Annotated in this window: 24 protein-coding genes and 1 pseudogene; 11 read left to right on the forward strand and 14 right to left on the reverse strand. The window is 61.1% G+C overall.

Annotated features, from left to right (window positions below; all coding sequences use genetic code 11):
• From HU735_RS21705 to HU735_RS21715, 3 genes and pseudogenes are all read left to right on the forward strand, one after another.
• Positions 1-577 (forward strand): annotated as a pseudogene (locus HU735_RS21705) (UPF0104 family protein); the annotation flags it as partial.
• 27 nt (positions 578-604) lie between these two features.
• Positions 605-1033, forward strand: coding sequence for a hypothetical protein (locus HU735_RS21710; protein WP_186715232.1), 429 nt, complete (start codon positions 605-607; stop codon positions 1031-1033).
• Between the two features lie 17 nt (positions 1034-1050).
• Complete coding sequence (locus HU735_RS21715; protein ID WP_186715233.1) at positions 1051-1428, forward strand: Rho termination factor N-terminal domain-containing protein; 378 nt, start codon at positions 1051-1053, stop codon at positions 1426-1428.
• Between the two features lie 306 nt (positions 1429-1734).
• Here the strand turns inward: HU735_RS21715 and HU735_RS21720 are convergent, their stop codons facing one another.
• On the reverse strand, positions 1735-1965 hold the full coding sequence (locus HU735_RS21720) for a metallothionein (protein WP_186715234.1): 231 nt from the start codon (positions 1963-1965) through the stop codon (positions 1735-1737).
• Positions 1965-2426, reverse strand: a complete 462-nt coding sequence (locus HU735_RS21725; protein ID WP_186715235.1) for a phosphotransferase system, HPr-related protein — start codon at positions 2424-2426, stop codon at positions 1965-1967. Before HU735_RS21725 ends, HU735_RS21720 begins: the two co-directional genes overlap by 1 nt.
• A gap of 156 nt (positions 2427-2582) precedes the next feature.
• Between HU735_RS21725 and ligD the strand changes: the two genes are divergently transcribed.
• Genes ligD through HU735_RS21750 form a run of 5 tightly spaced genes read left to right on the forward strand, consistent with a single transcriptional unit; the run spans position 2583 to position 8095 of the window.
• Positions 2583-5051, forward strand: a complete 2469-nt coding sequence (ligD, locus tag HU735_RS21730; protein ID WP_186715236.1) for a DNA ligase D — start codon at positions 2583-2585, stop codon at positions 5049-5051.
• A complete protein-coding gene (locus HU735_RS21735; protein WP_186715237.1) occupies positions 5051-6073 on the forward strand; it encodes an acyl-CoA dehydrogenase in 1023 nt (340 codons plus the stop codon). Before ligD ends, HU735_RS21735 begins: the two co-directional genes overlap by 1 nt.
• Positions 6070-6840, forward strand: a complete 771-nt coding sequence (locus HU735_RS21740; protein WP_186715238.1) for a PIG-L family deacetylase — start codon at positions 6070-6072, stop codon at positions 6838-6840. Before HU735_RS21735 ends, HU735_RS21740 begins: the two co-directional genes overlap by 4 nt.
• Positions 6837-7436 carry an SAM-dependent methyltransferase gene (locus HU735_RS21745; RefSeq protein WP_186715239.1) on the forward strand — a complete coding sequence of 200 codons (600 nt, stop codon included), beginning with the start codon at positions 6837-6839 and terminating at the stop codon, positions 7434-7436. The genes HU735_RS21740 and HU735_RS21745 overlap by 4 nt, the downstream gene beginning before the upstream one ends.
• The gene (locus tag HU735_RS21750) at positions 7433-8095 is read left to right on the forward strand and encodes a glycosyltransferase (RefSeq protein WP_186715240.1); all 663 of its coding nucleotides are present in this window, start codon (positions 7433-7435) and stop codon (positions 8093-8095) included. Before HU735_RS21745 ends, HU735_RS21750 begins: the two co-directional genes overlap by 4 nt.
• Before the next feature lie 16 nt (positions 8096-8111).
• On the opposite strand, the gene HU735_RS21755 is transcribed toward HU735_RS21750, so the two are convergent.
• From HU735_RS21755 to HU735_RS21765, 3 genes are all read right to left on the reverse strand, one after another.
• Positions 8112-8948 (reverse strand): Ku protein, encoded by an 837-nt coding sequence (locus HU735_RS21755; RefSeq protein WP_186715241.1) that lies wholly within the window; start codon positions 8946-8948, stop codon positions 8112-8114.
• Between the two features lie 9 nt (positions 8949-8957).
• On the reverse strand, positions 8958-9095 hold the full coding sequence (locus tag HU735_RS21760) for a PSPA7_2676 family Cys-rich small protein (RefSeq protein WP_186715242.1): 138 nt from the start codon (positions 9093-9095) through the stop codon (positions 8958-8960).
• 234 nt (positions 9096-9329) lie between these two features.
• Positions 9330-9542, reverse strand: a complete 213-nt coding sequence (locus tag HU735_RS21765; protein ID WP_186715243.1) for a PLDc N-terminal domain-containing protein — start codon at positions 9540-9542, stop codon at positions 9330-9332.
• A gap of 170 nt (positions 9543-9712) precedes the next feature.
• Here HU735_RS21765 and HU735_RS21770 point away from each other — a divergent pair, with 170 nt between their 5' ends.
• Complete coding sequence (locus HU735_RS21770) at positions 9713-9934, forward strand: hypothetical protein (protein WP_186715244.1); 222 nt, start codon at positions 9713-9715, stop codon at positions 9932-9934.
• Positions 9935-9957: 23 nt separating this feature from the next.
• On the opposite strand, the gene HU735_RS21775 is transcribed toward HU735_RS21770, so the two are convergent.
• Positions 9958-11112 carry a HAMP domain-containing sensor histidine kinase gene (locus HU735_RS21775; protein ID WP_186715245.1) on the reverse strand — a complete coding sequence of 385 codons (1155 nt, stop codon included), beginning with the start codon at positions 11110-11112 and terminating at the stop codon, positions 9958-9960.
• 149 nt (positions 11113-11261) lie between these two features.
• Here HU735_RS21775 and HU735_RS21780 point away from each other — a divergent pair, with 149 nt between their 5' ends.
• Entirely contained in the window at positions 11262-11669 is a 408-nt protein-coding gene (locus tag HU735_RS21780; RefSeq protein WP_186715246.1) for a response regulator, read from the forward strand.
• Here the strand turns inward: HU735_RS21780 and HU735_RS21785 are convergent.
• The 4 genes from HU735_RS21785 to HU735_RS21800 are packed head-to-tail and all read right to left on the reverse strand — an operon-like array spanning position 11617 to position 15236.
• The gene (locus tag HU735_RS21785) at positions 11617-12756 is read right to left on the reverse strand and encodes a carboxylate-amine ligase (protein WP_186715247.1); all 1140 of its coding nucleotides are present in this window, start codon (positions 12754-12756) and stop codon (positions 11617-11619) included. The two genes, HU735_RS21780 and HU735_RS21785, sit on opposite strands and share 53 nt — an antisense overlap.
• Positions 12757-12763: 7 nt before the next feature.
• A complete protein-coding gene (locus tag HU735_RS21790) occupies positions 12764-13717 on the reverse strand; it encodes a class I SAM-dependent methyltransferase (protein WP_186715248.1) in 954 nt (317 codons plus the stop codon).
• Positions 13717-15036 carry an iron-containing redox enzyme family protein gene (locus HU735_RS21795; protein ID WP_186715306.1) on the reverse strand — a complete coding sequence of 440 codons (1320 nt, stop codon included), beginning with the start codon at positions 15034-15036 and terminating at the stop codon, positions 13717-13719. Before HU735_RS21795 ends, HU735_RS21790 begins: the two co-directional genes overlap by 1 nt.
• 14 nt (positions 15037-15050) lie before the next feature.
• Positions 15051-15236 (reverse strand): hypothetical protein, encoded by a 186-nt coding sequence (locus tag HU735_RS21800; protein WP_186715249.1) that lies wholly within the window; start codon positions 15234-15236, stop codon positions 15051-15053.
• Between the two features lie 483 nt (positions 15237-15719).
• Between HU735_RS21800 and HU735_RS21805 the strand changes: the two genes are divergently transcribed.
• Positions 15720-16811, forward strand: a complete 1092-nt coding sequence (locus HU735_RS21805; protein WP_186715250.1) for a site-specific integrase — start codon at positions 15720-15722, stop codon at positions 16809-16811.
• A 45-nt stretch (positions 16812-16856) separates the two neighbouring features.
• Here the strand turns inward: HU735_RS21805 and HU735_RS21810 are convergent, their stop codons facing one another.
• The 4 genes from HU735_RS21810 to HU735_RS21825 all read right to left on the reverse strand — a co-directional run bounded on the left by HU735_RS21810 (position 16857) and on the right by HU735_RS21825 (position 21691).
• Positions 16857-18185: a hypothetical protein gene (locus HU735_RS21810; RefSeq protein ID WP_186715251.1), complete on the reverse strand. Its 1329-nt coding sequence runs from the start codon at positions 18183-18185 to the stop codon at positions 16857-16859.
• The gene (locus HU735_RS21815) at positions 18175-19086 is read right to left on the reverse strand and encodes an ATP-binding protein (RefSeq protein WP_186715252.1); all 912 of its coding nucleotides are present in this window, start codon (positions 19084-19086) and stop codon (positions 18175-18177) included. Before HU735_RS21815 ends, HU735_RS21810 begins: the two co-directional genes overlap by 11 nt.
• Positions 19083-20879 (reverse strand): hypothetical protein, encoded by a 1797-nt coding sequence (locus tag HU735_RS21820; RefSeq protein ID WP_186715253.1) that lies wholly within the window; start codon positions 20877-20879, stop codon positions 19083-19085. Before HU735_RS21820 ends, HU735_RS21815 begins: the two co-directional genes overlap by 4 nt.
• 113 nt (positions 20880-20992) lie before the next feature.
• On the reverse strand, positions 20993-21691 hold the full coding sequence (locus HU735_RS21825) for a hypothetical protein (RefSeq protein WP_186715254.1): 699 nt from the start codon (positions 21689-21691) through the stop codon (positions 20993-20995).
• Between the last annotated feature and the right edge of the window lie 392 nt (positions 21692-22083).

Genomic DNA, 22083 nt, shown 5'->3' on the forward strand with positions numbered 1-22083 from the left:
GGGCCTGTTGACCAACTGGATGGGCTACCTGCTGCTGGCCGGCACGGTGTTCGCCTTGGGCTTGGTCAAGCTGCCGGCTAGCTGGGCGGTGGGCGCCGGCGGCCTGCGTCTGATCGGCGTGCTGATGGTGGCGGTCGCGTTGGCCTACCTGTTCGCCTGCGCCTTCGCCAAGCGGCGCACATGGGACCTGCGAGGGCACGAAGTCACCCTGCCGAGCCTGCGCCTGGCGTTGTGCCAGGTGGCCTTGGGCGCGAGCAACTGGGCGCTGATGGCGGCGCTGATCCACCTGCTGCTGCCACCGGAATTGTTCTATCCCTCAGTACTGGGGGTATTGCTGATCAGTTGCGTGGCGGGCGTGGTCGCGCATATTCCCGCAGGGCTCGGCGTGTTGGAAGCCGTGTTCCTCGCCCTGCTCCACGGCCAGCTTGGCCAGGCCACGCTGGTCGCCGCGCTACTGGGTTATCGAACGTTGTACTACCTGATTCCGCTGCTGTTGGCCGTGGTCACCTACCTGATCCTCGAGAAGCGTGCCAAGGCCCTGCGCCAACAGGCCGGGCCGGCCCTCGACAAGCGCTGATGGGCCGTCGGGCCCGGGAGGTACATCATGCGGTTCATTCTGTGTATGGCACTGCTGGGCACCTTGGCCAGCGGACAGGTGCTGGCCGAAGGCTGCGATGTGGTCACCCGCTCATCCAGCGAGGCGGTCAAGCCGGTGCAGCAGCACACCTGCTACAGCTACGGCAACATGCCGGCCGAAGCGATCGCCTGGTCGTGCAGCAACGAAAGCAAGGAAATGCTCAACAGCCAGAAACGCAGGGTCGAGCGTTGCGCCGACGGCAGCGTCGGCAGCTGCATCGCGCCGCTGACCCAGGAGACTTTGGCCAACCCGGATGCAGCAGGGCGTGACGAGCCCTCCACCCGCCCAGCCGTGCCCAAGGATGCGCGGATCATCACGTATTACTACGATACCCCGAGCATGGGCCAGGCGCGCAGCGATTGCGAACGCAACAACGGGGTCTGGCAGACCCACTGATGCAGAGGAGAACGACCATGCCACGCGGAGACAAAGACAAGTACACCGACAAGCAGAAACGCAAGGCCGAGCATATCGAGCAGAGCTACGAGGACAAGGGCGTGTCCAAGGGCGAAGCTGAGGCCCGCGCTTGGGCCACCGTCAACAAGCAGTCCGGAGGCGGCGAACGCAAAGGCGGTTCCGGGCAGAAGAAAAGCCCGGAGGCTAAGGCCCAGGCGCGGGCTTCATCGGCCCGGCGCGCGGTGGCGACCAAGCACGGCGTGCCTCGTTCCGGACAGCGGCTGGAGGACATGACCAAGGCCGAACTGATGGACCGTGCGCGCAAGCGGCACATTGCCGGACGCTCGACCATGCGCAAGGGAGAATTGATCGAGGCATTACGCAAGGTGGCTTGAGACGCGCCCACGTCCCAACGAGGCAAGCCCGGTGCTGTGCCGATGCCGATGCCGATGCCGATGCCGATGCCGATGCCGATGCCGATGCCGATGCCGATGCCGATCAAGAGTCTAGCGCCATACCCAGCTAGCGACAGCTGCGTCATCCCAGGCGCCGCCCGTACCTTCGCGACTTCAGGAGGCCTGCGTTCGACCTCCTGAAGTCGCTATTGCCGGCGCCTGGACTATTGCGCGCTTAGAAGCAAGATCAAGATCAAGATCAAGAGAATTACAGCTGCGGTGCGTACATTGATGAGTGAAAGAACCTTATGGCGATATAGGATCACTCGCCGGGAATGTTTCGTCTAGCGCGTTATCGACATTGCTCTCGTTCGGTTGGGTCATCTCTCCACATTTGCAGTCCGCCATACGGCAAGGCTCCCCATTGCGATGCCCCGTCGCGCAGGCTTCGCAGCAATAGGCCTTGCCATCCTGGACCACGGCATTGGCATCCACGGTGCAGGAACAGTGGTTGCAGGAACAGCGTTGCTCATTCATCACGGCTCTCTCCTGTCGTCATCAGGCTCCACGTCGTCGGTCCACGGCTCACCGTCCAACGGCGCCGAACGGGCCAGTTCGGCCTCGTCCAGGCCGAAGCCTGCGCCGATTTCGTCGGTGCCCACTTCACGAAGGGACTCGTCGGCCGGACCGTCACCCGTGCCAGGCTCATCGGGATCACGGGCGCCGGTTTTATCAAACAGCGTGTCCGGACTCAGGTCGTCAAGGGTGACATTGTCCTCGTGCAGGCTGTCGCTCAGGGTCTCGCCACCGGTCATGCCACTTTCGGCAACACGCCGGGGCGGGTAGTCCTCGGCGATCTCGCGCGCCGGACGCTCGTCGCCGACGCGCCCCTGGCGTTCATCGCGGCGCTCGCTGAAATCCAGCTCGTGGACGCTGCCCATGCGGTCCTCGGTGTCGTCGATATCAACCTGCGGTCTTGGGTCATCGGGTCTAGGCATGAACGTTCTCCGTCAGTGGGCTTCACACGGTCGACTGCCTCCACGAAGCAATGATTCAGAGTTTCTTCACAAAGCTCCGCCCCGCGCATTTTTTGAACTCCACGCCGCGCCGCCGCCTCCCAATCTTGAGACCCGCGAACCCTCCCGGAGCCCGCCATGGCCAAGCCCCTGCAGGAGTACCAGCGCAAGCGCGATTTCAACGCCACGCCCGAGCCTGCTGGCAAGCGCGCCAGGCCACGCTCGGCCCACGCGCTGCAGTACTGCATCCAGAAACACGATGCCAGCCACCTGCACTACGACTTGCGCCTGGAACTCGATGGCACCCTCAAGAGCTGGGCGATCCCCAAGGGGCCCTCGCTCGACCCCAAGGTGCGGCGCCTGGCGGTGCACGTGGAGGATCACCCTCTGGACTACGCCAACTTCGAAGGTAACATTCCCGAAGGCCACTACGGCGCAGGCGACGTGATCGTCTGGGACCGGGGTATCTGGGAGCCCGAAGGCGATCCGCATGAGGCCTATGCCAAGGGCAAGCTGCGCTTTCGCCTGCAAGGCGAGAAGCTGTCGGGAATCTGGAACCTGTTCCGCACCCACCTGGCCGGCAAGAAAGAACAGTGGATGCTGGTCAAGTCCCATGACGGACAGGCGCGCAGCGAAACCGACTACCGCATCGTCGAGGCCCTGCCGGACAGTGTGCTAAGCGAGCGCACCCTGCCACCGCGGCGCCCGGCCAAGGCTACCGCTTCCACCCGCAAGCGCAAGGCCGGGCGCAAAGCCCTGCCGGCGCTGCTCCAGCCACAACTGGCGACGTTGGTCGACTCCCCTCCCAGCGGCGACTGGCGTTACGAAGTCAAGTTCGATGGCTACCGGATCCTGGCCCGCATCGACGGTGACGACATACGCCTGTTCACCCGCAATGGCCACGACTGGAGCGCGAAAATGCCCCGCCAGGTCGAGGCGCTCAAGGCACTGGGGCTCGACGCGGCATGGCTGGACGGCGAAATGGTGGTGGTCGGCGACAACGGTGTGGCCGATTTCCAGGCCTTGCAGAACGCCTTCGACACCGAGCACGACGAACGTATCACCTATTACCTGTTCGACCTGCCCTGGCTGGGCGATGAAGACCTGCGCAAGCTGCCGCTACAGGCACGTCGCGACACCCTGGCCAAGTTGCTGGAAGACAACGCTTCGCCGCTGCTCAGGTTTTCCGCCGATTTCAAGGAGCCAGTCGACTCCCTGCTCGACAGCGCCTGTCGGCTGGAACTCGAGGGGCTGATCGGCAAGCGTGCCGACAGCCCCTACGTCGGCCGACGCAACAGCGACTGGATCAAGCTCAAGTGCCAACAGCGCCAGGAATTCGTGATTGTCGGCTACACCGACCCCAAGGGCAGTCGCAACGGCTTCGGCGCCCTGCTGCTGGCCCTGCACGACCACGACAGCGGCCAGCTGCGCTACGCCGGCAAGGTCGGCACCGGCTTCAGCGCCGCCACCTTGGACAGCATCCTCGCCCGCCTGAAACCGCTGCAGGCCGCCAAGCCGCCCTTGGCCAGCCCCCCCATCGGAGCCGAAGCCCGCGGCGTGCACTGGCTCAAACCGCAACTGCTGGCGGAAGTCGCCTACGCCCAGATGACCCGCGAAGGCATCGTGCGCCATTCGGTGTTCCACGGTCTGCGCGACGACAAACCCGCCACCGCTATCGACCTGGAGCGAGCGATGCCCGCCAAGCGCGCAGCACAGACACGACCCGAGGGCCTGGGCAACCTGCGCCTGACCCACCCCGAGCGCGTGGTCGACGCGACCACCGGGGCCACCAAGCGCCAGGTCGCACAGTACTACGCCCAGGTCGCCGACTGGCTGCTGCCGCAGCTCAAGGATCGGCCTGTCGCCCTGGTCCGGGCACCGGATGGCCTGGGCGGCGAGCTGTTCTTCCAGAAGAACGCCGGCCATCTGCAAGTTCCCCACGTGCTCAGCTACAGCAAGGCCCAGGCCGGCCAGGCGGCCATGGTGCTCAACCGCACCGACAGCCTGCTGGGCGCGGTGCAGATGAACACACTGGAATTGCATACCTGGAATGCCACCACCAAGGACTTCAACAAGCCCGACCGCTTCGTGCTCGACCTGGACCCGGATCCTGCGCTGCCCTGGAAGGCCATGCTCGAGGCCACCCAACTGACCCTCACCCTGCTCGATGAGCTGGGCCTGAAAGTGTTCCTCAAGACCAGCGGCGGCAAGGGCATGCACCTCATCGTGCCGTTGACCCGGCGCGCCGGTTGGGACGAGGTAAAGGACTTCAGCCATGCCTTGGTCGAGCACATGGCCGGTCTGTTCCCAGATCGCCTCAGCGCCGTGTCCGGGCCAAAGAACCGGGTCGGGCGGATCTTCATCGACTACCTGCGCAACGGCAAGGGCGCCACCACCGTCGCCGCCTACTCGCTGCGCGCCCGCGAGGGCCTGCCGGTGTCGGTGCCGATCTGGCGCGAGGAACTGACTCAGCTCAAGGGCGCCAACCAATGGAACATCGGCAATCTGCAGGCGCGGCTTGCCGAAGTGGACGATCCGTGGGCCGAAATGGCCAGGACCCGCCAATCGATCACCGTGCGCATGCGCAAGCAACTGGGGATTGCCTGATGGATTCGACCCACTTCGATCAGCTGCTACACCAGCTCGCTGCCCGTTCGCAGCCCCTCGAACTCGAACCCTTGCTACCGGAACTGTTGCAGGCTCTGCAGCGCGAACAGCTCGACCTGCTCCCCTTGCCGGGCCAGGGGCGGACCCTGGAGCGCTGGCGGGCCCTGGCGCGGGTCGCTGCTTGCGATCTCAGCCTGGCCAAACTCTACGAAGGCCATACCGACGCCTTGGCGATCCTTGCCGAGTGCGGCGCTGCTCATCATGCCGGTGAAGGGACCTGGGGCGTGTGGGCTGCCGAGCCGCCGGATGCCCGCACCCACATTGTCGCCCAGGATGGCGAGCGGGTTCGTCTGCAGGGTCGCAAGGCCTGGTGTTCGGGGGCGTTGCAGATCGACCGTGCGCTACTGACCGCCTGGCAAGACGACCAGCCTCAACTGGTGGCTATCGAGCTTGGCCACCCGAGCCAGCGTATCCAGGCCGACCACTGGCAGGCCGTTGGCATGGCCGCCACCGCTAGCGTCGCCATAGTGTTCGACGACTCGCCAGGACTGGCCATCGGTCAGCCCGGCCAGTACCTGTCCCGCCCGGGCTTCTGGCACGGGGGCGCGGGCATCGCCGCCTGCTGGTACGGCGCGGCCGAAGCCCTGTCAGGCTACCTGCGTGAACACTGTCGCGAACCCCGGCCCGACCCACACGCCGACACCCATCTGGGCGCCGTCGATGCGGCCTTGTTCGGGGCCCGCGCCGCCCTGCGCGAATGCGCCGCCTGGATCGACCGGCACCCTCGCGACGATGCCAGTTTCGAGGTACGCCGCACCCGCGCCCAGGTCGAGCAGGCGGTCGAGTTGGTCATCCAGCACGTCGGCCGGGCGCTGGGCGCCACGCCGTTCTGTTGCAGCAGCCACTTCGCCCGCCTCAGCGCCGACCTGCCGGTATACCTACGGCAAAGTCACGCTGAACGCGACCTGGCCGAACTGGGGCGGCAACTGATGGACATGCCTGCAGGAGCATGGCAACTATGAGCCAGAATCTGATTCAGGCCGCTGACGGCACACCATGGAGCGCCTGGCAGCAATCCGCGCACCTGGCCCGCGCCACCTGGCTGACAGCCGACCGACTGTGCCCGCCCGGCAGACGGCTGGTGCTGCTTGCGCCGCACCCGGACGACGAGATCCTCATGGCTGGCGGCCTGTTGGCCAGCTTCCACGGCCGGGAACACGACCTGGTGCTGATTTCCGCCACCAACGGCGAGGCCAGCCATCCGCACTCCAGCCAGTGGACCGAACACCGCCTGCGCCATCAGCGCCCCCTTGAGAGCCGCCATGCCCTGCAAAAGCTGGAGCTGGACCTCAACCGCGTCGATTGGCGACGACTCAATCTCAAGGACGGCGCCCTGCCCCGCGACGAGGCTTTCCTGGTCACGCACCTGGAACAGTTGCTCCAGCCCGACGACCTGCTGCTGACCACCTGGCGCGGCGACGGGCACTGCGATCATGAAGCAGCCGGCCGCGCCTGCGCCCGGGCGGCGCAGTCGTGCCGCGCGCAACTGGCCGAAATGCCGGTATGGGCCTGGCATTGGGCGACTCCCGAGGATCCACGCCTACCCTGGCCCCAGGCACATCGCCTCCAGCTCGATGAAACGCGCCTGGCGCGCAAGCGCGAGGCCCTGGCCGCCCATGCCAGCCAGTTGCAGCCCGATGGCGACCGTCCGCCGGTACTGCCCGAACAATTGCAGGCCTGCCTGCTGCAACCCTTCGAACTGGTCTTCCTGTCAATGGAGTCGCCATGAGCCTCGACGCGCAGTACTTCGCCGACCTGTATGCCGGCAACGATGACCCGTGGGCCTTTCGTACCCGCTGGTATGAACGACGCAAGCGCGACCTGGTCCTGGCCAGCCTGCCTCGCCAGTGCTACGAACGCGCGTTCGAGCCGGCGTGCGCCAACGGCGAACTGAGCGTCCTGCTGGCCGAGCGCTGCGCCGATCTGCTGTGCCAGGACATCGACGCCACCGCCGTGGCCCTGGCCCGCCAGCGACTGGCGGGCGTGAGCCATACCCGCGTCGAACAGGGGCACCTGCCGGGCGACTGGCCGGGCGGACAGTTCGACCTGATCGTGCTTAGCGAGATCGGCTACTACCTGGACCCCACCGACTGGCTACAGGTGATTGAGCAATCGGTGGCCAGCCTGAGCCATGACGGCGGCCTGCTAGCCTGCCATTGGCGTCATCCCATCGCCGGTTGCCCGCAGGAGGGTCGCGAGGTTCATGCCCTGCTGGCCCGACACCTGCCGCTGTACCCTCTGCTGCGCCACGAGGAGGCGGATTTCCTGCTCGAGTACTGGTCGTGCCAGCCCAGCGTCGTGGACCTGGACGAGACCTGCCCATGATCGCCGTCATCATTCCGGCCCACAACGAGGCCCGCCGCCTCGGACACTGCCTGGCCGCCGTCAAGCTGGCGGTGGCGCGGGCCGAGGCGGCGGACCTGGTGGTCGAGGTGCTGGTGGTGCTCGATCGCTGCGTCGATGCCAGCGCGTGCATCGCACGCCGTCATGGCGTGCACACTCTGGAACTGCAGGCTGGCAACGTCGGCATTGCCCGACGCCTGGGTGCGGCGTGGATGATCGAGCGCGGCGCCCAATGGCTGGCCTTCACCGACGCTGACAGTCGCGTGCCCGCACACTGGCTGGTGTCGCAACTGCAATGGCATGCCGACGCGGTCTGCGGCACGGTGCACATCGAGCGCTGGCAACCTTGGCACGGCGCCGCCCTGCGCCAGTTGTACCGTAGCCGTTACCAGGCCCGGGACGGCCACCGGCATATTCACGGCGCCAACCTGGGCGTCTGCACCAAGGCCTATGAGCGTGTAGGTGGATTCCAGCCACTGCCCGCCCACGAAGATGTGCAACTGGTGCTGGCCCTCGAGGCCAGTGGCGCGCAGATTGTGTGGACGGCGGCGCACAGCGTGGCCACCAGCAGTCGCCGGGACAGCCGCGCCCGCCAGGGCTTCGGCGACTACCTGAATGGACTGGAGGGGCAACTACCGTAACCTCTGCGCAACCGCGCTATGACGCTTTGCGTGGTCGCTTGGCCGCCGGCTTCTTCGCCTTGGTCTTGCCACCCAGGCTGCGCTTGAGCAGCTCGGTGAGGTCGATGATGTCCGCGCCCTTCTCCGCCGGCGCGCCTTCGCCTTTGTCCACGATCTCGATCTTGCCCTTGCTGGCTTTCTCTTCCACCAGGTCGAGGATGGTCTGGCGAAAGGCATCATGGTAATCGTCGGGCGTCCATGGCCCGCTCATGTCTTGCACCAGCTTCCTGGCCATGTCCAGTTCGCGCTTGTCCAGCTTGCTGTCGGTAACACTCTTGTCCAGTTCCAGCGACTCCAGGCCGCGTACCTCCTCGGGCCAGCGCAGGGTAATCATCACCAGCGCGTCCTCCAGGGGGCGCAGCAGCGCCAGGTGCTGGCGGGTATGCAGCACGACGGTGGCCAGGGCCACCTTGCCGGTACTTTCCAGGGTCTCGCGCAGCAAGGCATAGACCTTGCCGCCACGACGGTCAGGGCTCAGGTAATAAGGCGTGTCGAACTGTTGCAACGGGATCTCCCCGGCATCGACGAACGAGAAGATATCGATGGTCTGGGTCGCCTCGGGCCGGGCCTTGCGAATCTCCTCCTCGCTGATCACCACATAGCGGCCCTTCTCGTACTCCACACCCTTGACGATGTGCTCCTTGTCGATTTCCTTGCCGGTCACCTTGTTCACCCGCTTGTAGCCCACCGGCTCCATGCTGCGCTTGTCGAGCCAGTCGAAGTCGACGCGCTCGGTGCGCACTGCGGTATTGAGGGAGACGGGGATGTGCACGAGGCCGAAGCTGATCGCGCCTTTCCAGATTGCCCGGGCCATGGTCGGCTCCTACGCGTCGAACGGTTGGCCGGGCTGGCTGTAGCGCAGCGCGCCGCAGCGCTCGCAGCACTGGCAGTCAAGCCCGGCGATTTCACGGACCGACAGGCTGCGCCACTGGCAGCCACGCAGCAGGCAGACGAGTTTCATCAGCCACCTCCCTGGCCCGCATGATTAGGGGCTCTTACAACAACTGACTGCGCGTCGCGGCCAAGGTTTATTCGACTTTGCCCTACGGCAGTGGATTACCCACCGGTGACGCCGAACACCTCCCCGGTGATATAGCTCGACTCCTGGGTGGCCAGCAGCGATGTTGACCAGGATGTCCAGGCCGCCGAGCTGTTCGCGGGTCTGGTCCACGCGCTCTTGAGGGCCCAGCTCAGTTCACTTCTCCTGCAGCACCGCCCGCCCCTTCACCGCCCTGGGGCCCAACCAGGCCCATACCAGCAAGCCGGGCAATGGGGCATAGACGACGAAGATCACCCAAAGCATCTTGCGCTCAGCGCGCCGGTCACTGCCGATGATGTGCCAGATGGCGTAAACCTCAAGGGCGATGACCATCAGGGCGACAAAGAACCAGATCGTTGCGATTTCCATGAGTACTCTCCCATTGGCGTGTTCTGCTTTGGGTGACCCGGCTGGCTCATGGTTCATTCAAATTTGGCAGCTCGATCGAGTGCCAACCAGCTTTTACGTCCCGGGGCTCATCTGGTTGAACAAAGCGGCTCGCCTGTGCCTCTACCGTGAAACCTCTGGTGGAAAAGCTCATGAATAGTGATGAGAAGAAGGAAGCACTGACGGCCTGGCGTGAGGTGTTTGATAGGCCGGAGATTCGGATGGCTGCGCCAGATCAGTATGAGGAGCTGGTTCGGCTGGCCGACAACTACCAACACGACGGCCTGATAAGTAAAGAGGAGAAGAACGCTTTGATCTTCGAAGCCACCAACCGCTACGCCAGACTTGTTGCAGGTAACGGCTCGCAAGACTGAGGGCAGTGGCCGTGAGGGGCGGCTCAAGGGGACTCAAGGGCTGCATCCGAGCTCGCGGATAAAGGCAGTACTACTTCAAACGTCGTCCCCCCTTTAGCTGTCGATTCGACTTCAATTCGTCCACCGTGACTAGCGACAATTTCCGATGCGATGAATAACCCAAGCCCTAACCCTGCCGCGGAACCCTTTTCACTTGAGGCATAGCCTGAGTAACGTCCCTCTGGACTAAAGAGATAGGGCATTGCTTCGACCGGAATGGGCTCGCCCGAATTGTGAACGTTAATACATGGCCCGGCAGCCTTATGTGTCAAGGTGACCGTGATGGGAGACGCTTTATCTCCATGGTGTATGGCGTTGCCAATCAGGTTGGAGAAAACCTGAGCCATACGGGCTGAGTCGAATTGTCCCGTCACCTGCCCTCTTTCCTTGAAGATGATGGTCGCCTCGGGAAACGCCATTTGCAATTCCTCGATCACCGCGTGACATATCGGATTGAGCTCAACATTTTCAGGGCACACGGGAATACCTGTCCCTAGGTTGCAACGCGCCAGGTCGAGCAGATCGTTGACGATGCCAGTGGCGCGGCGTGCACTCGTGCAAACCTGGGTTGCCAATACTCTGCCTTTCCCTTCCACCCCCTCCTGGCGCAGTAACAGATCGCCGGCCATCAGCACTGCTCCCAAGGGTGAACGTAGATCATGGCCAAGCACCGCGAGAATCATTTTGCGTGTGGAGTCCACCGCTGCCCCGTAGGCGGCAATCGACTCGACCAGAGCCTGGTCAATGGCCTCATTGAACCGAATCATGTCCTGGACGTGATCCTTCGTGGTGGATCCTTCCTGAGCAAGCCACAGCGACAGCACACTGGAACGCAGTGCGCGATATTCGGAAACCATCTGATCCATCGAGAAGCCTGCTATCAGACGGGTCATTGCGTGGGTCTGCGCGGCAGTCTCGCTGGACGTTTGTGGGCCTCGGCCCTTCGCTTTTTCGGACTGTTGCTGTGCGGTTTGAGCCGTACGCATATCTGCGGCAGCGGTACGTAAAATCCTTTCACCGTGGTTCCTCAAACCCGCGGCGTCCTGTTTCGGTTGATCTGTGCTGACTGAGCGAGCGAAGTTCTCCCAAGCCTGGAGAATCTCCTCCATGCTGCTCTCGATGAAATCGTACAGTCTCATTACGTTCCTCAATATGCTTCCAGGCAGGCGCTCAACCAGCCTAGTCCATCAAGCCAACACTGTATAACAACGGGTACCCTGCCTTTGGTCAGCCTTTGGAAACGACTTGTTCTAAGCACTGACTAACGAGGAAATGCGGGGTAGTCGGTATGCGACGCAGGGTACTGGTGGTCGAGGATGACGACATCCTTAGATGGCTGATGACAGAAGCGGTGACTCACTTGGGACATGACGTCATTGAGTGCGCCAATGCGGATGACGCCTTGGAGAAGTTTTCAGGCGACCAGCGGCTTGCCTTGGTGATCACAGATGTGCGAATGCCCGGCCACATGGATGGTATCGACTTGGCCAAAGCCATCTGGGCAGCCTGCCCACAGCTCCCTGTGATCATCGTATCCGGCCATATGACGCCGGCTCCTGGTTTTCTGCCGGCGAATGCCCGCTTCATCAGTAAACCCTGCACGCTGGATGAACTCAATCGCACAATGAATGAACTGCTTTGCGTTAAGCGATCTGGACAGAATGGCCCACGGACACCAACCGGTGGTCGTCCATGACCTGTTTGACCACCTTGCGCATCGCCTGCCGGTCATCCAGGCCTTGTTCGCGGGCCAGCGCATAGGTTTCGCGCTGGTGATCGGCACTGGTACCGTCGCGCAAGATGCGCCGGGCCAGGATGAAGGCGCGTTCGGCATCGGCGGTGTCGGCCGGGCATTGCATCTGCAGTTGCGCCAGCCAGCCTTCGGCGCTAACCGGCTGTTGGTCGTGCACGCCGATGAAGGTGCCCAGGCGGCCCTGACGCAGGGCACGCCAGTAGTTTTCCTGGGTGACCCAGCGCATCTCTCGGCTCGCGACGGCGTCACTGCGCCCCAACGCATGCTCGACAAGATGGCGAAACAGCCCGGCGATGGCCAAGGCATCGTCCAGCCGGGGGCAGCCATCGCAGATGCGCAGTTCGACGGTCGGAAACCGCCGCGAGGGTCTGATCGCCCACCAGAAGTCGCCGTCCTCGGCCAGGCTGCCGGTGCGTTGCAGCAGCGCCCGGTAGCGCTCGTAGGCGCTCCAGTCCGGCAGCGGCTCGGGCAGCCCCATGTGCGGCCACTCCCCGCACACCACGCGTCGGTAGCTCATGTAGCCCGTATCCTGGCCGCCCCAGTACGCAGACGAGGTGCTGAGCGCCAACAGCAGGGGCAGCCAGTACAACACCCGATTGATCACCTGCATGCGATCGACGCCGGTCGGCACACCGACATGCACGTGCAAGCCGTTCAACAGGCTGCGCCGGGCCACCAACCGATAGTCGTCGAACAGTTGACGGTAGTGCGGGGTATCCCGCGGACGCTGGCGCAACCACTGGGCACTCGGGTGGCTCCCCGCGCCGTAGAGGCCGGCCCCCTCGTCCGCCAGTGCCTGGCTCAGGCGCTGGCGCTGCTCGGTGAAAAAGTCACGGGCCTGGTGCAGCGTATCGAACACCGGCGAGGCGACCTCCACCTGGCTGCGGAACATTTCCTCGGCGAACCAGGGCCCCAGCACATCGCGGCAACAGCGGGCCACGGCCGGGGACGGGGCGGCCATGACCCGCCCCGTGGCCAGGTCCACCAGCAGGTATTCCTCCTCGATGCCAAACGTGCAGGGCCGCGCCATGGCGACATCACCCCCTGCGGGTAACAGTCAGGGCGACGGCGGCGATGCGCTCGACCTGTTCGTAACCAGGCTCGAGCAACTGCTCGCCGAACACGTCCGGGTCCAGTTCCCGGTACGACCAGCCGAATGCAGGACCGGCCAGGCGCAGGCGTACGGCTTCGAGCAGCGCGTCACGCCCCTCGACGATCGCGACACCGGTGTACAGCAGCAACGTGCCGCCGATCGACAGTCGCTCGCGGGCCTGCTCGACAATACGCAGGGACAGTTCGGCGCCCAACGCGCCCCCGCCGTGGCGGTAAGCGCGCTGGGCGGCGTCGAGCATGTAGGGCGGGTTGGCGACGATCAGGTCGAACGTGCCGACGATACCGTCGAGCACGTCACTGGGCTCCACCGAGACGTTGGCCACGCCAGCCAGTGCCGCATTGATGGCGGTGTGGCGCAGGGCCACTGGGTTGATGTCCACCGCGCTGACCTGCGCATGCTGCGCGGCCCGGGCGATCAGCAACGCGCCGACGCCACTGCCGCAGCCGATGTCGACGGCATGCTGCACGCGCTGGGGGCTGTGCCGCAGGTGATCCTGGATCATCTGGGCGAACCTGTAACTGTCGGGGCCGAAGAACACGGCATCGCGGCTGTCGGTCGGCCAGGCGGAATGCACCAGCAGCAGGTCGTCCAGGCTCGACCAACGCACCCTGCTGCGCCACAATGTGCCTTGTGGTTCGAGCACGCCGGCAGTATGCAGGTGTTGCAGTTCGTCAGCGCTGAGCAGCGACGCGGCGAACGGTCGGCTCCAGCCGAACACATCGCGCAGAGTGCGAGCCTGGCGCGCTTCGGCGCGGGCATTGACCCTGGCCTGGGTCGCCGGGGTCACGCAAGTAAAACGATAACCGTCGGCACGCAGGCGCCGCCCCAGCTGCAGCAAGGCCTCGTCGGCACGGGTCTGGTCCTGGTCGAGCAGCATCAATTCGGCCCTCCCTGCATCAAGCCGGTGGCCTGGATGAACGCGCGGGTGGCGCGCAGGCCCTGAGGCGTGGAATGGCGATTGCCGGCCATCGCTTCGATCAGCGCCGCCATGTCCGCAGCAGGCGCTTCACCGGGCGCGTCATTTTCCAGTCGCAAGGCCTGCTCCCACTGCCCCGGTGGCACCCGACGCACACCGGCGCCCTGCCAGGTGCCGGCGATCCAGTCGTGCCAGAGCTGCTTTTCATAGGCATTGAATACACCAAACATCGCCGCCAGCGGGCCATCGATCAGCGACCAGAATCGACTCTGCCTGGGATCGCTATTGCGCTTGATCCAACCCTGGGCTTGCAGCTCATCGAGGAAAGCGGGCATCGCACCGGGCTCGGAGAGCCACTGGTTGATGGTGCGTCTCTGCAGGCGACAGCGGTCCGAATGCATGCACTGTCCATAGACGCGCTTACGTTCCAGGGCATCGAGCAACTCGGCTTGCAGGTCGAACGAAGCGATCAACGACGGCGTGTCGACGCCCAGGTCATTGAGCCGATAGCCATGCCTGACGCGCTCATAGAACGCCGGTCCCTGGTCACTGGCCAGGTCGATGAAGCTCTCCAGGGAGCGCCGCGCATGACCGCTGGCGGCGTTGTCGATGGTCACATGCAGCTGGAAGTAATGGGCGTCGATGCCCAGCTCTGCCAGCTCATGGGTGGTGATCAGCAGGTGCAACGGTGGCTGCTCGTACCCCAGGTTGTAACCGATCACTTCCGGCAGAAAACGATCACAGTGCTGCCCCAAGGCCAGTTGCAGCGCGCCTTGCAGGTAACGTGCGGAAGGTAGCGGTGCCCCTTGCAGGCAGCCGAGACGACTGAGCAACCGCTGATAGATCAACACGTGATTGCAACGCGGATCGCCGTCACCCAGTTCTTCGAGAAAGGTGCGGATCAACCCGTGAAAACGCGGGTCCCGCCAATGGCACAGGGCGCCGTGCAACCATGCACCATCGACCGCCTTGGTCGGCGCGACCTGTTGCAGGAACCACAAGGCATGGGCCCGGTTGTCGAAGTAGCGGCGCGCGGCCCCCTGGCGCCGCTGTTCAAGATAGGCCGTGTGTTCACTGGCGACCCGCTGGGCATGGGCCTCTGCCCATTCCGGCAAGCGCCCGGGATCATCCGGCAGGTCGTCCGCAAGCGTGCGCACATGGCGCAGTTGCTGCTGCAGCCAAGCCTCGCCTGCCGGATCAGGGCCCTTGAGCAGGACCCGATAGCGATGCTCAAGTCCATCGGTCGCCTTGTCGGTCACACCCTCAGTCATCGCCACCATGCCCGGTACCTCGCTCATGGATTCTGCGGTCTGGTCTCAGGGGACGGGTTGGTCGTGGGTGTATCGGGCTGCTGCATCTGCAGCGAGGGCTTGCTCGGGTCGGCGTCCTTGGCTGGATGGTCGTTGTCACGGTCGAAACAGCCACCGAGCAGCATAGTGCAGGCACTGAGCAGCACTGTGGCCAATAGATTCGTTTTCATGGGGTTCTCGCTGTTTTGATGAGGTCTACAACAAACGAGTTCACCACACCGTAAAGGATTCGTTTTGATTCCGCAGCAGCAGATGAGCGGCGCTTTCACCGCGCCTCGTCAGCACATTGCTCGAAGAAAAAGTAAACCTTCACCCGCCCCTGCGGCTCAGCCCTTGGCACCCGAAGATAGATAGAGCAACGCTAGCCTGGTGAATGGGAGAAGCATAAAGCTGTCCAGGCCAGTACGGTAAGGTGCCTTTGCTCGACACAGGCGATGGGGACGCGCAGTTTCAGCGGAGACCGTCGTCCCCTAGCCATAACTCTCAAACGCGAACAGCGTTCAGACTGTACGACGAGCGCCTAGCATTGTTTCACAATCTACTGAAACACTTACCTTCTAAGTCTACGTCTCGGTATATTGGGTCTGATAAGCACCAGGTTATCCGAACCTATTACAGCGCTGAGCGAGATGAGATTGACAGAGCCGGTACCGATGCCCTCCTCCCAGCCGCTGGTGCTAGCAGAGCTGGCCGCCAGCACACGCGCCGCTGCTGAGGCATTCATCGCCGCCGGTACTGCGGCCAACACTGTGCGCAGCTACCAGAGCGCCCTCGCCTATTGGTCCGCCTGGCTGCAACTGCGCTACCGACGCGCACTCGGTGATGGCGCCTTGCCCTCGGAGGTGGCGGTGCAGTTCATTGTCGACCACCTTGCCCGACCCGACGGTGCGGGCGGCTGGAGCCACCTGCTGCCAGCGAATCTCGATGCCGCGCTGGTCGCCGCCGGCGTCAAGGGAAAACCAGGCCCGTTGGCGTTCAGCACGGTCAGCCACCGCCTGGCAGTCCTGGCCAAGTGGCATCGCCTGCAGCAGTGGGAAAACCCGGCAGAGAGTCAGGTCGTAAAAACCCTGTTGCGTGAAGCCCGTAAGGCCCAGGCTCGCCACGGCGTCTCGGTTCGCAAGAAAACCGCCGTGGTGTTGGAACCGCTGCAAGCGATGCTTGCTACCTGTACTGACGGTATTCGCGGCCTCCGCGACCGTGCTCTGTTGTTGTTGGCGTGGAGTGGCGGCGGACGCAGGCGTTCAGAAGTGATTGGCCTGCAGGTTCAGGACCTCCGTCGCTTGGACGCAGACACTTGGCTCTACGCGTTGGGGGCGACGAAGACTGACACAGGTGGCGAGCGGCGGGAAAAGCCCCTGCAAGGGCCTGCGGCCCACGCACTGCAGGCGTGGCTGGAGGCGGCGCCCGCGCAGACCGGACCACTGTTCCGACGGCTGTACAGAGGCGGCCGGGTCAGTAGCACCGGACTATCAGGCGATCAGGTGGCGCGTATCGTCAAGCGTCGAGCGCAATTGGCCGGGCTTGAAGGGGATTGGGCAGCGCACAGCCTGCGCTCAGGCTTTGTCACCGAGGCCGGGCGCCAGGGAGTGCCACTGGGAGAGGTGATGGCGATGACCGAGCACCGCAGCATCAATACCGTGATGGGCTATTTCCAGGCAGGATCGCTGCTGGGCAGTCGTGCAACCAACCTAATTGGCCAGGCCCTCACACCTCAAGCGAACGCCAGAGCGCCTTCCGATGACTAATCGCCTCGAGCAGTGACATCCTTCATCCCGCACAGTGCACTGAACTCAAAATACAAAGGCGCTCGCCAGGATTTCGAAACCGAACAAGAACTTTGGCTGGGCATCGGTATGAACTGAAACGGTGCCGGCAACGTGGGAAATCCGCAGCAACGCATCGGTGCGCCCGTGGTTCATGAGCTTGCGGAGCACCGGCAGTCCGGCAGGCAAGTCGATAATGATTTCATGGACCCGTCCTCGGATGCTCTCACCGAGGTAGTCGCTAAGCGATGGCGTTCTGCTCAGAAAGGGTGTGAAGAAGAAGCGAGAATCAACACGGACAGAAAAACCGTTGCTATGGGCACAGCGATACCACAGCCGGGAAAACAACCGATAAAACATTACTTTGAAATAACTGCGTAGGCTACTACGCGTGAAGCCCAATTCACTTAGACACTCCAGAGCCGCGTCAGACATACAAATGCGAGAATTTGAAATAGGCAATGCTTCAAATTTCTGCCGAAACAGCATCAGCGTGAGCGCGAACACGCACGATCCCCGTTCGCGGATCCCCATGCAACTATTGGCATTATGCAGGCAATGACGATGGCGCCGAAGTAGCCGCGACCTCCAGAATGACACAAATCGTCGATAGACAACGTCCACCTGCCGCGGTTGCGTCAGGCAATCCGCGCCCCCTTTCATGTCTAATGCCACCCGGTATTGCCGTAGGGCCGAGTCTTCTTCGAACGCCTCATAAAAACTGTGGGGTTGAATCAGAGCGGGAGGATCTATAGGGCCCTCCCCCAACCGCATGGTGTCTAAAATACCCAGGCGCTGAAGACGCGCCAGGGTGCTAAATAGCCGCAAACTATGGGCGGCACGCTGAGCACAGAGACCCGAGCGCAAGCTGTCGAGGATCACTTTCAAGCTGGGCACGGCATAACCGCAGGTGGCACACGGCTGACTGTTAGGATCGGGACAAAAGACCGCAGCATCAGCACATTGCCCGCACAAGGATTTGAGTTCAACCCGATGCCATGGACACCATCGGACGCATCGCAAATGAAAAAAGAGCGAGAGGTAGCCTGAGTCAGCGGCACACAGTGGGCAGTACTGCAATTTATCCATGGCACGCGGGGCAAAAAATTGTGCAACGCTGCCAATGAAGTGCGTATTCGCCAGGTAGGGGCGCCCGGGCGCGTACAACCCTTGAATCGTTGCGCTGGCCACGCTGCCGTGGCGCCACCGATGGTCGCCTTCGCCAGGACTGAAGGCCAGCAACAAAGCGCGTGCCGGCACCCCGTTGATGACCGCAGCTTTTTGCACAGTAGCAAAGGCCGCTTCGAAGGGCGTGGGAAACCCATCGGGAAAGAAATAGCCACGGTTATAATGCATCACAAAAAGCCCGTAGGTTGCTTTTTTGCACGGCCTCACTTATCCAGCGAGGATCGATGTCCATCGAAGTGCTATCCTTGGCTGCGAGACTGAGCAGTAAATTGAGTACCGACTCGCACAGATGTTCCATGGGGATATTGTTCATGTAATTCCCTGAGGTACTGGCCGACAACTCGCGCCACAGCGGCTCGGTGACACGCGCCAATCGAAAACCTGCCGAGAAGGCTTTGGGTATAAAATGCGCGGTATAGCTCGTACCGGAGCCTGAGGGAAACTCGGAGCCCATATCGTAGGCATTCAAAATCACACCGAGTTCATCCACCCCGCGACAACCAGGGTAAGTCAATATTTCAGTCAAGAACCGCGCCGTCAACTGCTTCTCACGTGTCGCCTTAATCAAGGTGATCACGGCATCGATATCCGGCTGAGCAAAGGCAATCAACGTCATGCAGATTTTCTTCACCTGTAATAAATTGTACAGATCCGCCAAAATAAAAAAATCAATAGGCAAGAACTTTTGTATTTCATCAACAATCAAGACATACTGCCCAGCGTGCTGCCCGGCCAATAATGACTCCACATGAGCCACAATATGATAACGCAGCTCCACTCGTTCATTAGGAAGAATGTTTTCAGAATAACAAAGCTCCCTACATAAATTAGGGCGCGAATCTTTCCGCTTCAGCGCCATATGCGAAACAACATGGCATCCAGGAAACTGTTTTTTTAGCTGCTCGGCCACAAACACAGCGCAGCGACTTTTACCAACCCGTGATTGCCCACGAAACATTACAGCTGAACGCCTCAGTGCAACCCGATCAAGGCACAGCCGCACCGCCCAAATGAACGCAGGCGTGATGATTTGCGCCTGATGACAAATTAATGGATGAGTAGTACTCATGATCCACCTCGGTTATCGGCATGCCCAGCTGAGGGAAGACCAGGATATTCTTTATCCGGCTGAAGCAGGTAATCCTTCACCGGTTTCTTCACAGACACGATGGCGCGCGGCAGTGTCGACAGCCTTGGGTCCTCGGCCTGCTTAACCAGTAGCGCCCGGTTGGGTTCGTTGTGGCGAATGAAATAATCACAGATCTGCTGACTGGGTGGAAGATCCTCAGTGATAATCAACGCTCGTTGAGCAATCAACGAATTAACCAAACGTCTAATGTACGGCGTATGCCTAAAAGTCGCCCACCAACCACAGGCGTGGAGTACACCTATTGCAGCACCATTGGGTAGAAAAGCGTTGACAGCGCGATAATCATGCTCATCAATTTCCACACACAATCTGAGCCCGATCAGATCAAAGTTGGCCGCCAAATGCTCACTGGTATACCTGACCCGATCCAGCATGACATATGGCCGCCGCCCTTCCGGCAAGCTTCCGCGCACCGTGACATACTTAGTAATCAAGTCGACTTTTAGCCGTTCACGACGCTCAACGGCAATGCGTGGTAGTATGGCAGCTTGATTCATATACTGTCGAATCAAGCCCAACGGCGAAAACATGCCAATACCTTCCGACGGTTCCGTATTATAATTGGCTAGCGCGACGTCCAATGCTTGGATAAATCGCGTCAGATCCAACTGATAATCAACGGCTTTTTCCTGTGCGCCATCTGCTCTGCCATGGCGAGGGTGACTACCGGTTGTCGAAGGTAATAAAGCTGTGTGTCGTACCACCTCCGCAAAAAGTCGCTCGATCTTTGCGCGTGTTTCAAAACGTCCGGTTGGTCCCAAGTAATGATGGAAGCCGAAATCCTGCCGCGCTTGAAGCGTAATTTTCTTAGCTATGTTGGATAGATGCGAGTCAACACTAAGCACGCTGAACGTGACACCGCAACATTCCTCAATCACGCTAGAAGGAAAACCCGCATCGACTTTGTAGGGGAAATTGGTGTTTTCCAGTGTTTGCGCCTTCCACCCCCCCAAACTTGCTCGCACAAGCACTTCGCGAACATCACTGGCCCCAGGCTGGCTTCGCAAGACCAATTTGTACGCAAGCACAGCATGGGAATATTGATCAATAGCAGCGAGTAACCACATGCGGTCTAACGGAATCGGTAGCATCAAGCCATTTACTTGCTCCACCAACAAAACAAAAAAAGCACTGATAAAATGGCCATCCAATTCCACAACGTCGAACGGTCGCTGCGCGACGAGATGAGGCCGATGCCCGGTACCCGTGACAATATGCGCTCTCGCCTCGGGACTGCCATGCGCATTGATGTACGAAGCCGGAAAGTGGTTGCGCAGAGCGAGAATATAGCGGCGTATGCTCACACGCCCCTGATACTTAGTCGAATACGGCCAACCGCGATGGTCAGGGGCAATGGCGTGCAAAATCTGCATGAATTTTTTAGCAAGGAACGCAATTGCGTTCCTCTGATCATCAAGCGTCTGTGCGGAATCTTTGATAACCGCGATCATCCGCTCTTCAATTTCCGGATATGTCTTGAGCAAATGCTGAAGGCAGCCCGACATCCCTCCCTGCTGGCCACTGTATTTGTGACCCGATGGCTTACGTCGCTCGTACGGTTTGAGATGAATATAGGGAAGCAAAGCTCTTTCGCCAATGCACTGGCCTTGATCATCCAAAGTCAGAAAGCGGGTCGCTAATCGATTAACCTCCCACCCTTTTAGGTGGGTCTTCTGCTCAATTGCGCGCAAAGCGTGACCTTCAATGTACATCTGCACTGCAGTGCGACGCTGACAGAACAGCTGCCAGTGCTCCTCGGGGACTGCCGAGGCAGGCAGTCTCGGCCAGTTTCCGGCTTGCACGCTCTGGGGTATCACAACCCGCTTCATGGCCGTTCAACTTTACAAGACCATGCGGTCTGCAGGTTTGGGCTGAAAGCATCAATGGTTAACTCTACCTGCCCTTTGATTGCCAAACGGCTGAGCCCGCCGACCAACTCCGTCATGTCGAGGTTGGGTAGCATTTGCGCCAAACTGCCAATAGTACCAGTTCCATTTCGCCCAATGAGTTTAAAAAGAAGCGCTTCCGTTGTGTTGATATCTGCACTCCAGCGCGTCAACGCCACAAAATTTGTCAATCTTAGTAAGGGTACAACTTCATAGTGACGGGCGCTTCGTGTTGACTCATCGAAGAGTCGGTAAATAGCACCTGCGGCCTGCGCCAACTCCTTCTGAACTTTCAGTTGCTCATGAGCCTCTAGATCATCAATGTATCCGGACTTCACCTCATGCCACTCGATCAAGCCCTCGGCATTCGTAGCAATCGCATCAAGTTTTACCTTGCGCCCACCTCGCTGATCTGCATTAAACTCATCGCCGCGTGGCTTCCAGAAACTTACTATCGATGAGTCAAACTCAAGATAAATTAGCCAATGCGCGACTTCACGATGGCTTTCTAGGATCAAGTCATTATTGGCTTTCAAGCTATAAACATGCCAAATACTGCTACGAACAGACCCACGATTACGCATCTGAGCAATCAAAGCATTGCTGGGCGTCGCTTGCTTTATGCTTTTTTTAGACATATCTTAACCCTCAACATAGACTTCATGTTCAGGTAGATATGCCAACCCCTCGCGGAGGTCTTCAATGACGGATGGGGGCGGATTCCACAATGTGATAATCGCACAGTTGCTCCATTCCCATGATGCCTATTGGAAATAAAAGGTGCCACATAACGTAAAAAAAATAATAAGCCGGAATCACAAGCATAGGGGAAGCGACGCGATGAAAACGTTATCCATGCCAGGCCCCACGCCCTCCCTATTTGACCGTCAAACAATGGGTTATATACGTGATTTCCAAAATTACTATGAAGGTGGCCTTCCCTGTACAGCTGAAGAATTGTGCCTCTATCTGTTGCATAGCTTCCGACGTACCCCTGCCGAAATCGGTCGGATCCTAACAGCGCTCTCTC

Source organism: Pseudomonas sp. BW16M2 (assembly GCF_014268865.1).
GTDB classification, from domain to species: Bacteria; Pseudomonadota; Gammaproteobacteria; order Pseudomonadales; family Pseudomonadaceae; genus Aquipseudomonas; species Aquipseudomonas peradeniyensis.